The organism is Alcaligenes sp. GCM10023179 (genome assembly GCF_042653705.1).
GTDB lineage: Bacteria > Pseudomonadota > Gammaproteobacteria > Burkholderiales > Burkholderiaceae_B > Alcaligenes > Alcaligenes phenolicus.
On sequence record NZ_JBHSIQ010000006.1, the window covers coordinates 264451 to 277376 of the forward strand.

The 12926-nt window shown below is 59.1% G+C and carries 13 protein-coding genes; 8 read left to right on the plus strand and 5 right to left on the minus strand.

Annotated elements, in window-relative coordinates:
- Positions 1 to 40 precede the first annotated feature (40 nt).
- A complete protein-coding gene (locus ACFPDR_RS18220; protein WP_009460249.1) occupies positions 41 to 664 on the minus strand; it encodes a LysE family transporter in 624 nt (207 codons plus the stop codon).
- Positions 665 to 728: 64 nt separating this feature from the next.
- Positions 729 to 2192, minus strand: a complete 1464-nt coding sequence (locus ACFPDR_RS18225; RefSeq protein WP_009460248.1) for a DEAD/DEAH box helicase — start codon at positions 2190 to 2192, stop codon at positions 729 to 731.
- Between the two features lie 426 nt (positions 2193 to 2618).
- Between ACFPDR_RS18225 and ACFPDR_RS18230 the strand changes: the two genes are divergently transcribed.
- The 5 genes from ACFPDR_RS18230 to ACFPDR_RS18250 are packed head-to-tail and all read left to right on the plus strand — an operon-like array spanning position 2619 to position 7601.
- Positions 2619 to 3239: a LemA family protein gene (locus ACFPDR_RS18230; RefSeq protein ID WP_009460247.1), complete on the plus strand. Its 621-nt coding sequence runs from the start codon at positions 2619 to 2621 to the stop codon at positions 3237 to 3239.
- Between the two features lie 20 nt (positions 3240 to 3259).
- Complete coding sequence (locus ACFPDR_RS18235; RefSeq protein ID WP_081055431.1) at positions 3260 to 4219, plus strand: TPM domain-containing protein; 960 nt, start codon at positions 3260 to 3262, stop codon at positions 4217 to 4219.
- Between the two features lie 17 nt (positions 4220 to 4236).
- Positions 4237 to 4734: a TPM domain-containing protein gene (locus ACFPDR_RS18240; RefSeq protein ID WP_035268642.1), complete on the plus strand. Its 498-nt coding sequence runs from the start codon at positions 4237 to 4239 to the stop codon at positions 4732 to 4734.
- 15 nt (positions 4735 to 4749) lie between these two features.
- Positions 4750 to 6156, plus strand: a complete 1407-nt coding sequence (locus tag ACFPDR_RS18245) for a DUF2868 domain-containing protein (RefSeq protein WP_376911731.1) — start codon at positions 4750 to 4752, stop codon at positions 6154 to 6156.
- Positions 6153 to 7601, plus strand: coding sequence for a DUF3482 domain-containing protein (locus ACFPDR_RS18250; RefSeq protein WP_035268640.1), 1449 nt, complete (start codon positions 6153 to 6155; stop codon positions 7599 to 7601). Before ACFPDR_RS18245 ends, ACFPDR_RS18250 begins: the two co-directional genes overlap by 4 nt.
- 11 nt (positions 7602 to 7612) lie before the next feature.
- Here ACFPDR_RS18250 and ACFPDR_RS18255 read toward each other — a convergent pair whose 3' ends face one another.
- The 3 genes from ACFPDR_RS18255 to ACFPDR_RS18265 form a co-directional block, all read right to left on the minus strand.
- Positions 7613 to 8056, minus strand: coding sequence for a DUF488 domain-containing protein (locus ACFPDR_RS18255; RefSeq protein ID WP_060186546.1), 444 nt, complete (start codon positions 8054 to 8056; stop codon positions 7613 to 7615).
- 226 nt (positions 8057 to 8282) lie between these two features.
- Entirely contained in the window at positions 8283 to 8531 is a 249-nt protein-coding gene (locus ACFPDR_RS18260; RefSeq protein WP_026483834.1) for a GlsB/YeaQ/YmgE family stress response membrane protein, read from the minus strand.
- Between the two features lie 150 nt (positions 8532 to 8681).
- A complete protein-coding gene (locus ACFPDR_RS18265; protein WP_247966144.1) occupies positions 8682 to 10250 on the minus strand; it encodes an amidase in 1569 nt (522 codons plus the stop codon).
- Positions 10251 to 10392: 142 nt separating this feature from the next.
- On the opposite strand from ACFPDR_RS18265, the gene ACFPDR_RS18270 reads away from it, so the two are divergent.
- Genes ACFPDR_RS18270 through ACFPDR_RS18280 form a run of 3 tightly spaced genes read left to right on the plus strand, consistent with a single transcriptional unit; the run spans position 10393 to position 12869 of the window.
- Complete coding sequence (locus ACFPDR_RS18270; RefSeq protein WP_009460224.1) at positions 10393 to 11289, plus strand: LysR family transcriptional regulator; 897 nt, start codon at positions 10393 to 10395, stop codon at positions 11287 to 11289.
- Positions 11290 to 11334: 45 nt separating this feature from the next.
- A complete protein-coding gene (gene thpR / locus ACFPDR_RS18275) occupies positions 11335 to 11934 on the plus strand; it encodes an RNA 2',3'-cyclic phosphodiesterase (RefSeq protein ID WP_376911732.1) in 600 nt (199 codons plus the stop codon).
- Positions 11931 to 12869: a LysR family transcriptional regulator gene (locus ACFPDR_RS18280; RefSeq protein ID WP_009460222.1), complete on the plus strand. Its 939-nt coding sequence runs from the start codon at positions 11931 to 11933 to the stop codon at positions 12867 to 12869. The genes thpR and ACFPDR_RS18280 overlap by 4 nt, the downstream gene beginning before the upstream one ends.
- Positions 12870 to 12926 lie beyond the last annotated feature (57 nt).

Consider the following 12926-nt stretch of genomic DNA (forward strand, 5'->3'; position numbering starts at 1 on the left):
GTAAAGCAGGGCTTGGGGGCAAGCTGATGCGTGCACAAGGCTAACGCGACACGCTGGCCAATACCGTCCCTGCCAGAATAAATAGCGAACCGAACACGCGGTTCAGCAGCCGTACATGGCTGGCCTGACGCAGCAAATGCAACATGCGAGCGGCCAGCGACGTGTAGCAACCCATGGCCACCAGATCCGTAAAGCACAGGGTCATGGCGATCAGCAGGTATTGCAGCGGCATGGGCCGGTTCAAGTCCAGAAACTGGGGCATGATGGCCAGCAAAAATACCAGACCCTTGGGGTTGGTGATATTGATCAGGCAACCCCGTATCAACAAATCGCGAATACGAAAGTCGCTGGGTTCCTGACCTGTGACCTGCACCGGCATGGCGTCGGTGCGCAATTGCTTCCAGCCCAGATAAATCAGGTAGGCGGCACCCAACCATTTAAGCGTGGTGAACGCCAGTTCCGAGCGCGCCAGGACTTGGCCCAATCCCAGGCTGATGATGAATATCTGGATCATGATCCCGATATTCAGGCCTATCGCCATCCAGTAGCCACGCTTGAAGCCGTATTTCAGGCCGGAGGACATGGAGGAAATCGCACCTGGGCCAGGTGAAAACGAAATAACCCAGGAAGCCGCGAAAAAGGCGAGCCAGGTGCTCAGTGCCATGGTGTGCTCGGTTCAAAGGCGGGCGCTGTGCCCGCCTTTGGCAGGCACAGCCCCTTTTCAGGGTTTAGGCTTTGGCTTGGGCAGAACTGCGGTTGCTGCGGTTCGGGCCGCGGCTGTCTTGACGGCCACCGGGGCGACCTTGGCCAGCACGGGCTGCGCCACCGCCTGCACCGCCAGGAGCGGCGCTGCGACGTGGGCGGTTGTCGTTGCCAGGACGGCGTGGACGGCTTTCGCCATTGCCTCCACGGCCTTCAGCGGAGCGACCTTGACCACCACCGTTAGGGCGACGGGCACCAGGAGCACGAGCGCCAGGAGCGCTGTTGAAGCGGCGCTCTGCGTAGGTGTCTTCCTTGGCTTCTTCAGCCAGAGCGGCGCGCGAAGGAGGCGTCCAGCCTTCCACCACGATGCGTTCGATAGGATTGCGGGTCATGCGCTCGATCTGCTTGAGCAACCGCATTTCGCTGCGATCTACCAGCGACAGGGCCACGCCTTCGCTACCGGCACGGCCAGTACGGCCAATGCGGTGAACGTAGTCTTCAGGAACGTTAGGCAGTTCGAAGTTGACCACGTAAGGCAGTTGATCAATGTCCAGACCACGTGCGGCGATGTCGGTGGCAACCAGTACCACAACCTTGCCGTTCTTGAAGCCGGCCAGCGCACGGGTACGAGCCGCCTGGCTCTTGTTGCCGTGCAGGGCTTCAGCGGCCATACCGTCCTTGGACAGTTTTTCGGCCAAACGGTTGGCGCCGTGCTTGGTGCGGCAGAACACCAGAACCTGGTTCCAGCCGCTTTCGCGGATGATGTGGCTCAGCAGGTCACGCTTGTGTGCCTGGTCAGCCAGAATCACTTGCTGGGTAATCAGTTCGTTGGTGGTGTTGCGGGCAGCAACGGCCACTTCGTCAGGGTTGTTCAGCGAACCACGGGCCAGTTCACGGATTTCGTCCGAGAAAGTAGCCGAGAACAGCAGAGTCTGGCGATCAACCGGCATCAGGCTGATGATCTTGCGAATGTCGCGGATAAAGCCCATGTCCAGCATGCGGTCGGCTTCGTCCAGCACCAGGATTTCCACGCCGGTCAGGTCCACGGTGCGTTGACGCACGTGGTCCAGCAAACGGCCAGGAGTGGCTACCAGAATGTCCAGGGGCTTGCGCAGCGCATGGAACTGGGGGTTGATGTTCACGCCACCAAACATGACCATCGAGCGCAGACGGGTGTGCTGGCTGTACAAACGTACCGATTCTTCAACCTGGGCGGCCAGTTCACGGGTAGGGGCCAGGATCAGCGCACGTGGGCGGCCTGGTTTACGGTTTTGCTGAGGGTTGTTCAGCAGACGGTGCAAGATAGGCAGGGTAAAGCCTGCGGTCTTGCCGGTGCCGGTTTGAGCGGCAGCCAACAGGTCGCCACCTTCAATGACCTTGGGGATGGCCTGGGCTTGAATAGGGGTGGGGTGGGTATAGCCTGCGTCGGTTACAGCACGCAACAGAGGTTCTGCCAGCTCAAGAGAGGCAAAAGTGATTTGAGAGTCCAAGAATTTTCCAGTGACTAGCCCAAAAGCCCTCTTTGGGGCCCTACCAATCCAGGCTAAGGTGTTTTGTTATGGCGACAATGCCACGGCAGGGGCAAGAACGCCGCCTGCTGCAAGAGGCGCAGTGATTGGTGCGCTGCGCAATCTGCCATTATAGCGTGAAATTAGTAAAAATCCTCATTGACCATCTTGTATCATTTTGAGCGGTAGCGTTAAAACAACCTGCTTCAAACGTAAACGGTCAGGCGGATTGCCCTGCCGGATTTGACAGAAATTGTTAAGCGCCGCCATAGACGTACTTGTTATGCTGCGGTACGCGGTTTACGCTTGGCGTGCACGCACCGCCGGGCTCTGTTTGGCACGTGCCCGAGCAAATGGGTCGTAACCCGTTTTTGTTGTTTATCTGCTTATTTTTGCAGGAAAAAAATCATGACATCATGGATACGATGGGTCTTTATCAGCAGCGTGGCGGTTTTGCTGTCGGGTTGTGGGTATAACGAGATCCAGCGCCTGGACGAGCAGGTCAAGGCCGCTTGGTCGCAAACCTTGAATCAATACGAGCGCCGCGCCGAACTGGTGCCCAAGCTGGTCAGCTCGGTCAATGCCTATATGGTGAACGAGCGCGCGGTGCTGACGCAGGTTACCGAGGCGCGCGCCAAGGTCGGCACCATTCAGATGAAAGTGGATGATCTGGACAACCCCGAAGTGATGGCTCGCTTCCAGGAAGCCCAGAATCAGTTGTCTTCGGCGCTATCGCGTCTGATCGCCGTGTCGGAAAACTACCCGCAACTGAAAAGCGATGGCCTGTTCCGCGACTTGATGACGCAGCTGGAAGGCACGGAAAACCGTATTGCCACCGAACGTGGCCGCTATGTACAGACGGTGCAGGAATACAACCTGTTCATCCGTCAGTTCCCTACCCTGATTACCGCCAAGCTGTTTGGCTACAAGGTCAAGGAAAACTACGGTGTGGATCGTCAAAGCGAAATCACGCGTGACCCCGAGGTCAAGTTTGATATCCCTGCGACCCCCGCTCCTGCTGGGTATTGATTAATTCTGGAGGTGGAGTCATGAACGTGCACGATCTTGCACTGACTGCTGGGCCTGGGTCTGCACGTTCTGGCAGGCTGGCCTGGGCCTGTGGTTTGTTGATGGCCTTGTTATTGCTGTGCTGGCCCTGGACGCAGGCGCAGGCCAAACCTGAACCGATTCCCGCCATTGCGGGGTGGGTAACGGATACCACGGGCACCCTTAGCCCGGATCAAAAAGACGCCCTGAACCAGCAGCTCAAAGCCGTGGAACAGGAAAAGGGCGCGCAGGTCGTGATTCTGATGGTACCTACCACAGGCGAAGAAACCATCGAACAATACGCGTTGCGTGTCTTTGATCAGTGGGAAATTGGCCGCAAGAAAGTGGACGATGGCATCTTGCTGCTGGTGGCCAAGGATGATCGCCGTATGCGTATTCAGACCGGCTATGGTCTGGAAGGCGCGGTCACGGACTTGCAGGCGGGGCGCATCATCCGCGAACAGATGACGCCTCGTTTTATCGAAGGTAATTTTTACGCCGGTATCCAGGCCGCGGCCGATAGTCTGGTGGGTCTGGTCAACGGCGAAGAGCTTCCCCCTCCTCCTAAAAATGCCCCTGTCACCTCGTCGGGTGAAGAAGGTGTGTTCTGGGAGCCTTTGCTGGCTGTAGGCGCGATTGTATTTTTTGCTTCGCCTTTGTTTGCCGCCTTTGCTGCTGGTGTGTTCACGCTGGTGGTGTCGGGCAGTATTGGCCTGGCCCTGCTTGCCGCTGTTGTCGGTGCAGGCTTGAGCATGATTGGCCGACTCTTTGGGGCAGGCGGCAAGTCCAGTTCCGGGCGTGCCTCGCGCCGGGGTGGTGTCATTGGCGGCTTGGGTGGTTATTCCTCCGGTGGTTTTGGCGGGAATGGCGGCAGCAGCGGTGGTGGCTTCGGCGGTTTTGGCGGAGGCAGCGGCGGCGGTGGTGGCGGTAGCGGCGGCGGTGGCGCTTCCGGTAGTTGGTAAGGCCACAGGGGAGCGACATGAGTGTGAATTGGAAAGAATTGTCGGGTTGGGCATCGGTACAAGGCCAATGGCTGCGCCGTCGTCATTTCAATGCCGAAATGTTGGGCCATCTGGCTGAGCAGATCCGCAAGGGTGAAGAGAACCATAGTGGTGAACTGGTCGTGGCGATTGAAGCGGTTTTGCCCGCCCATGAAGCCGATAGCGCCCAGCGTGCCCTTGAAGTCTTCGGTCGTTTACGTGTCTGGGACACACCCTTGAACTCCGGCGTCTTGCTGTATCTGGCCTTGGGTCAGCGCCGTATCCACATCATTGCAGACCGGGGCATCAAGGCCGATCAGGCTCAATGGACACAGATCTGTCAGCAGTTGGAAAAAGATCTGGCCTCGCGTGAGTACTTGTCTGGTTTGCTGGCTGCTGTCAGCGCGATTGAAACCGTCTTGCAGCAAGGCGCTCCGGCGCAGACTCCAGGCGTGGCGGCAGTCAATGCCTTGCCTGACGAACCTGTACTTCTTTAAGTGATGGCCAGTGCCATGAAACCGTCTGAATCCGTCGGCTCCTGGCAGCAGCAAACTCTGGTTGAAGCCATACGTTTGCGCGAGACCCTGTGGGGGCCTGTTGAAGACCTGTCTGAATCGCGCCGTGCGCGGGCGGCCGGCGGCTCCTTTGCCCAACGTGTGTCGGCTCGGGCCTTGGCGCTGGCACGACGCGATGGGCTGGAACAAGCCTGGACGCGCTGGTGGCGTGTTGCCCGCCTTCTATTGATTGCCATGGCGGTGCTGGCTTTGCTGGCCGGGGCCGGGACAGCCGCGGGTGCATTGGGCGATGGCAGTCGAGCCGTGAATGTAGTGACGGCTTTGGGTGCGTTGCTGGGTCTGCACCTACTGACTTTTATTTTCTGGTTGTTCAGCCTGGCCTGGTCGGGCAAAAGTAGCGGCACAGGCAGTTGGGCCGGTGATGCCTGGTGGTGGCTCAGTCGCCGCTTCGTCAAAGGCGACGCCAGTCTGGTTCCCCAGGCTTTTGCCGCCGTGCTGGCGCGCCGGGGCAGCCAATCCTGGTTGGCCGGTCTGATCAGCCACAGCTTGTGGGTGTTGGCCTTTTTGTCGGCCCTGAGTACCCTGCTGCTACTGCTGGCCTCACGCCGCTATCACTTCAATTGGGAAACCACGCTTTTGACGCCGGATACCTTTGTCTGGCTGGTTGAAGGCCTGGGCGCCCTGCCATCCTTGTTGGGCTTTGCCCTGCCCGATACCCTCACCATACGTAGCAGCGATGGCCTGCAAATGCTCGATGCCCAGGCTCAGGCCCTGTGGTCCAGCTGGCTATTGGGTGCCGTGGTGACTTACGGTTTGCTGCCTCGTGTGCTGGCTTTGGGCTGGAGCTTGTGGCAATGGCGCAGACATACAGCGCGTCTGACGCTGGATGACAGCTTGCCGGGTTTGGCGGAGCTGCGCCCGCGCCTGATGCCCGCTAGTGAGCCCACCGGTGTGGATGAGCTGGCCTCGCCCGATCGAGTGGCCCGTATTCAAAACGACACCCACCCTCCCTTGGAGGCGAATGCCTTGTGTGTGGTGGGGTTGGAGCTGCCACCAGAACATAGCTGGCCCCCTGCTTTCATGCAGGCGCAGATGCAGGATCTGGGGCGGGTGGACTCGCGGGCCGAGCGTCTGGATATTCTGGGCCGCTTGCAGTCTGCCAGCCCTCGTCATTTGTTGATGGTCTGTGATGCCGCTCAGACGCCGGATCGCGGGGTGGTGGCAACGCTGGTTGAATGGGCACAATTGGCCCAGCAGTCCGATGTGGTGTTGCTGGATGAAGCCATGGCCGATCCGGATCAAACGCGTCGTCGTAGCTGGCATGAACGTTTAGTGGCGGCAGGCTTTGCGCCTGGGCAGATTCACGATCAATGGCCTGACTTGTCTTTGAAGGAGCCATCATGAGTGCTGCGGCTTTGACGCTGGCGGTGGTGGGTCACACCAATACGGGCAAGACCTCTTTGCTGCGTACCCTCACGCGAGATACGGAGTTCGGCCAGGTCAGCAATAGTCCTGGCACCACACGGCATGTGGAAGGCGCCAGGCTGACGGTGGACGGCGAGGCTTTGGTGGAGTTGTTCGATACCCCCGGTCTGGAAGACAGCATGGCCTTGCTGGACTTCATGGATCAGCTCAGCCAAGCCGGTGAACGTATTGATGGGCCAGAGCGGGTACGTCGTTTTTTGGAATCCCCAGCGGCACAGGGCCGTTTCGAGCAAGAAGCGCGCGTGTTGCGCAAGCTGCAATCCTGCGATGCAGGCTTGTATGTGGTGGATGCGCGCGATCCGGTCTTGAGCAAGCATAAGGACGAGCTGACCTTGCTGGCCTATAGCGGGCGGCCTTTGCTGCCTGTACTCAATTTCGTTCGTAGTCCGCAGGCGCGGGTGCAGGAATGGCGCAGTGCCTTGGCACGCTTGGGTCTGCATGCCTTGGCGGAATTCGATACGGTGGCACCGGCTTTGGATGGCGAGGCCTTGCTGTACGACAAGCTGGCGGTGCTGCTGGAGACGCATGCTGGGGTGTTGCAGCAGTTGAAGGTGGATTTGGCGCAGCAGGCAGCATTGCGGCGGCGGGATGCCTTGCGCTTGCTGGCAGAGCTGTTGATTGATGTGGCGGCCTGGCGTGTCAGTACACCCTCGGACAAGGAGTCCATGGAGCTGGCGGCACAGCAGCTAAGGGAGCCGGTGTTGGCCCGCGAGGCCAAGAGTGTGCAGGCTTTGCTCAAGCGCTACAGCTTTGGCCGTCAGGATGTGGTGGCGGATTTGCTGCATTTCGAGGGCGGCCGTTGGGGCATGGACTTGTTTGATCCCCAGGCTTTGAAGGAATTTGGCGTGCAGTTGGGCAAGGGTGTGGCCGCAGGTGCCATGGCAGGCGCCACGCTGGATGTGATGACAGGTGGCCTGAGCCTGGGAACCGGGACGGTGCTGGGCGCCTTGGCCGGTGGTTTGTGGCAAGGCGCGGATAAGTGGGGCCAGCGTTTGATGGGCAAGTTGCGGGGCGAGACGGAACTTAGCGTGGATGATGCCGTGCTGCGTTTGCTGGCCGTGCGGCAGCTAAGCTTGATTGCGGCTTTGGAGCGGCGCGGTCATGCCGCACAGACGCCGATTCGCCTGGGCGAGATTGATGCCGAGAATTTCGATCAGGCCTTGCAGCGGGAATTGAATGTCTGGCGGGCGCAAGGCCTGCCGGAGGAACTGGCGCAGGCACGGATACATCCGACCTGGTCTACCTTGCGCTCAGACTATGCGCCGGATTCGCGGCGGGAGACCTGTGTGCAGAGCTTGGTGCAGCGTTTGCTGGGGGCGCGTAATGGGCCGAATGCTAACGCTGTCGGGCAGGCGCAGGAATAACAAACCCCGGATTATTTCTTTTCATCTTTCATTAAGTGCGCATAGCAAACCGGCGAGCTGGGTTCATTGCCGTCGTGTATGCGATCTTCTTCAAGCAAAGCCTGAATCACAGCCTGTTTGAGCACCGTCAGGTACGAGGTTTGCGGGTCGTGGGTGGCGGTTAGCAATTGCAGTTCGCCTTTGCGGGCCAGCTTCATCAAGGAGAGCAAGGAATCAGGGTCGTGCTTGAGCTGTTCCTGATAGCGACGCTGGAATTGTTCTGGCGAAATATCGCCCTTATGAAAGCTTTTGCGTAATTCGCTTGTGGGGCTGGCCTCGTGCAGCCACTGGATGTCGCCCAATTCGCCTTTGCTCAGGCCGCGTGGCCAGAGGCGGTCTGTGAGTACACGGGCCGCTTTGCCGGCAGGCTCATGGACGGCGTCGTAAATGCGACTCAAGGTGATGGTGTAGGGCATGACTGGCTCCGGGAGCGTCAGGCTTTTTGTGTTCACGCGCTGGCGGTCAATGACTTATTGTCTATTTTTTCTGTGAGTCAGAGTCGCGTATCGACAGGTATCGGCGAATCGAGCCTCATGCAGACTAGCAAATGGTTGTGTAGCAGCCTTCCAGCCGTGTGTGGTGATGTTTCGGATCGCCAATCACATTAGCTGCAAGGCTGCTGTTTTGTATTTATACGGCGTTTTACGCTTTCTTGCTGACCAGTCCGTAGACAAACAGGACGATGATGGCACCCACAATGGAACCGATCCAGCCTGCGCCTTCACCAGGCACGTACCAGCCCATGGTTTGTCCCAGGTAGCCTGCGACAAAGGAGCCGACAATACCCAGGATGGTGGTCATTATCCATCCCATTTTTTGATCGCCAGGCATGATGGCTCGTGCCAGCAAACCTACGATAAAGCCCACAATAATCATGGAGATAATACCCATCGTGCTACTCCTGTTCTGTGTTTGCCGGTCTGGGATTCGGACCGCTCTGCTTATCTTAGGTATGGAGTTTTTAGGCGTCTATCGTTTTGCGTTTTTGAAACAGTTAAAAACGTCAGGTTTTGTAAATGGATGGTGTGTAATCAGCTTTGCTTAAGTCAGCAAGGCAGGTTTACGCTTTTGCACCCACTGTGTGGCCTGCTCATAGGCGTAGGACAGCTGCAGCACCGCCATATCGGCCTGGGCAGGGCCCATGATCTGCAAGCCCATGGGCAATCCGGCTTCGTTAAAGCCCGCAGGCACGTTCATGACGGGCAGCCCTGCCAGAGAGCCGCCGATCACGATTTCCATCCAGCGGTGGTAGGTGTCCATTCTGCGCCCGGCGATTTCGCCAGGCCAGTGGGTGGTGCCAGCAAAGGGGAAGACCTGGGCGGTAGGCAGCACCAGATAGTCGTAGGTCTGGAACAGCTTGCGCAGGCTTTCGTACCATTTGCTGCGGTTGATGGAGGCTTGATAGACCTGCGCCCCGCTCAGGTTCAGGCCCCCCGCTACTTCCCAGATCGCCTCAGGCTTCATTTGGGCGCGCAGTTCCGGTTTGGCGTACAGGCCCTGTGCGCTTCCGGCTACGGTGAAGTGGCGCAGCGTCAGCCAGGTTTGCCATAGCTGCTCCATGGAGTAGTCGGGCTGGGCCGCTTCAACGGTGCAGCCTATGGCTTCAAAGCTCTTCAATGCGTTTTGGCACAGGTCCATAATGCCGGCTTCCATAGGCAGATAACCGTTGTAGTCGCCCAGCCAGCCAATGCGGGTGCCTTTGAAGTCGCGTTGCAGTTTCCCGGCGAATTGTTGTGGGTCTTGACCGATGCTAAGCGGGGCGCGAGCATCGAAACCGGCCTGGGTGGACAGCAGCATGGCCAGGTCGGACACGGTACGGCCCATGGGGCCTTCGTAGCCCATTTGCTGGAAGAACACTTCGGAGGACGGGCCATAGGGCACGCGGCCTTGGGAGGGGCGAAAGCCGTAGACGTTGTTGAAAGCACCGGGGTTGCGCAGGGAGCCCATCATGTCGCTGCCATCAGCGACGGGCAACATGCGGGTGGCCAGGGCCACGGCGGCCCCGCCACTGCTGCCGCCAGCACACAGATCGGGCTGGTAGGCATTGCCGGTGGTACCGAACACGGAGTTGTAGGTATGCGACCCCAGGCCAAATTCCGGGGTATTGGTTTTACCGATCAGAATGGCACCGGATTGCCGCACGCGCTCCACGACAATGGCATCTTGTTTGGGCAGATAGTCCTTGAAAATCGGTGAACCGCTGGTGGTGACAATATCGACCGTGGCCGCCAGATCTTTGGGTGCCTGGGGCATGCCGTGCATCCAGCCCATGTACTGACCTGCTTTCAGTTGCTGATCGCGCTTGTCGGCCTGGGCCAGCAGGCCGCTGCGCTCTTGCAGGGACACAATGGCGTTGACCTTGGGGTTCACACGGTCGATGTGGTCCAGATAGGCCACCATCACTTCGCGGCAGGAGACTTGGCGTTGTGCGATCCAGCCCGACAGAGTCAACGCGTCGGCCATGATGATGTCTTGAGCCGTGCCCGGACCGGGAGCGGTTTTTGCGAAGGCCTGGCGTCCCAGGGAAGGGGCCATACCCGCCAGCGACAGCAGTCCGGTGGTTTTCAAAAAGCGGCGGCGTGTACCCAGCGGCGTTGGGGAATCAGTCATGTTTGTCTCCGGTGTTTTTGTAGGGCCATCCAAGTGGCCAAGCCATTCTATGCAGGTACAATGCGCGGCTCAAACGCCAAAAAATCATCAAGTTGATGCGGTCTGTGCATAAGCCGACTCAAGCGTCAGCAAGGGGACAAGCATGGACTTTCGCAAGCTGCGGCACTTTGTGGCCGTTTGCGAACACGGTACGTTTCACCGGGCCGCGCAAGCTGTCCACTTAAGCCAGTCTGCCTTGAGCCGTAGCATTCAGGCTCTGGAGCAGGAGCTGGGTGTGCCGCTGTTTGATCGCAGCAGTCAGCGCATTTTCTTGACGCCTTATGGTCGGGTACTGCTGGAGCGAGCTCCCCGGGTTTTGCAGGAAGGCCGTGCCTTGCAGCGCGAGCTGGCCCTGCTTCAGGGCGAAGACGCAGGCAGCCTGCGCTTAGGCTTAAGTTCGACCCCCGCTGCGGTCTTGCTGCATCCGTGCATGGTGGCGCTGCTCGACGAGTACCCGCGTTTGCGTGTGGACGCGGTGATTGGCCGCACGCTGGAACTGATCGAAGGTTTGCGCCGGGAACGCTACGATATGGTGGTGCTGGACGTCAGCGCGGTGACCGATGTGCGTGGCCTGGATATTGAGTATTTGCCCGCCATGCAAGGCGATATGCTGGTACGCAAAGGCCACCCGCTGTTGCAGCTGGAGTCGCTGGACTTTGCTGCGATCAGCCAGTATCCCGTGGCCTGCTCCGTGATCAGTGATGATTTGACCGACCGTCTGATTGCCGAGTTTGGCGCCCAAGGCCATCCCGACAGCTTTGTACGCTTTTGTTGTGATAGCTTCAGCATTCAGCGCGATGTGGTGCTGGATAGCGATATGGTCTTGATGAGTGTGCTGGCGGCGGTACGGCGCGATATTGATGCTGGTGATCTGGTGCCGCTGGGCCTGTTCTCTTCATCCTTGTCCGGTCACTATGCCTTGGTGCGCCTGTCGGGCCGTACGCAATTGCCGGCTCTGGATATTGTGTACGATCTGGCGCGTCGCCTGTGCAGGGCCTAGGCTAGACGCCCCGCTTTCTGATCTGCCTTGTTTGAGGGTTTGCTGATGACGATTCCCTTGCCCATTCTGGACCTGAAGCACTCAGGTGCCGAACACGTTTTTCGCGCTTTCATCGGCTGGTGGCCAGACGCGCAAACCCGCGCCTGGCTGGCGGAGCAGGCGCTGCACGCACATGCGATTTACGGCGGGCGGATGATGCAGCCTGATCACTTTCACTTGACCCTGGCGTTTCTGGACGGCAGCCGTGTGTCGGATCTGCAGACTTTGGCGACACAGATGGCGCAATGGACGGTGCCGCAGATCAAGTTGGATCTGACCATACGGGATGTATTCGAGAAACCAAGGGTAGTGTGGGCCGGGCCGGACGAGTCGCAAACTCAGGCAATGGCCGCTTTGCAGCAGTGGCATGATGAGATCTGGGCCAAGCTGACTGCTTTGGGCTGGACGCAGCCGCCGCGTCGTTTTCGCCCGCATGTGTCCTTGCTGCGCCATGCGCGGATTGCCGCCGATCAGTCCCATTGCCATGCTTTGCCCACGCAGGCCTTTGTGGGTGATGGTGCCGGTCTGATCGTGTCCGTTCCCGCAGAGCTGCGTAGCCAATATCATCTGGCCGCCCTGATGAAGCCTGAAAGGACAGGTGCATGAATATCCGCTTTTTAGAAACCTTTATCTGGATTGCCCGTTTGGGCAGTTTCCGCGCGGCAGCGAACAAGCAGCATCTGACACAAGCCGCCGTGTCGGGGCGGATTGCAGCCCTGGAAGCCGAGTTCCAGAAAACCCTGTTCGAGCGGGGCCACCGCGATCTGCGCCTGACTCCCGCAGGTCGAAAATTGATGCAGTACGCCGAGCAGATGCTGGGCATGGAACACGATTTACGTGAGGCTCTGGCAGGCTCCAGCCGCTTGAGTGGACGGGTGCGTCTGGGCGTGGTCGAGTCCATTGTGCATACCTGGTTCAAGGATTTGATTCGTCAGCTGCATGCGCTCTACCCCGAACTGGAAATTGAGCTGACCGCCGAGTCCACCTTGCGCCTTCACGACTTGCTCAAGCGCGGCACCATTGATGTGGCCTTGCAGACTGACCCCATCATGGGGGACGGCATACGCAACTTGCCCATGGGCTCCATGCGCATGGGCTGGGTATGCATGGCCGATGAGTCCATGCCGGTACGCAGCGGTTTGCAGGAGCTGGTGCAACGCTGGCCTTTGGTGACCTTCCCTCGTGGTTCCCAGCCGCATCTGGCCTTGGTGCAGCTGCTTGAGCCCTTGCCTGTGGATCAGGCCCGGATTCACTACGTTTCTTCAATTGCCGCCAGCACGCAATTGATCGAAGCCCAGCCTTGCATTGCCACCTTGCCCCTGGCGGCAGTCAGCCGTCAGCTGGACAGCGGTCTGTACCAGGAAATTGTTTGCGAACATGCCTTGCCTGATTTGCGCCTGGTCGCCAGTTGGCGGCCCGACCCTTTAACGCAGACCGCTCAAGCGGTGATTGGCGTGGCGCTGGAGCGCATGCACCATTTTGCTGCCCAGCATCCTGGCCTGGCTTTACCCCCGCCAGACACGCGTGTCTTCGCGATTTAGCCTTTGAGGGTTTTCCCCTTGCCTGCGCATGTGTACTGAGCGTGGGCTTGCTTGATA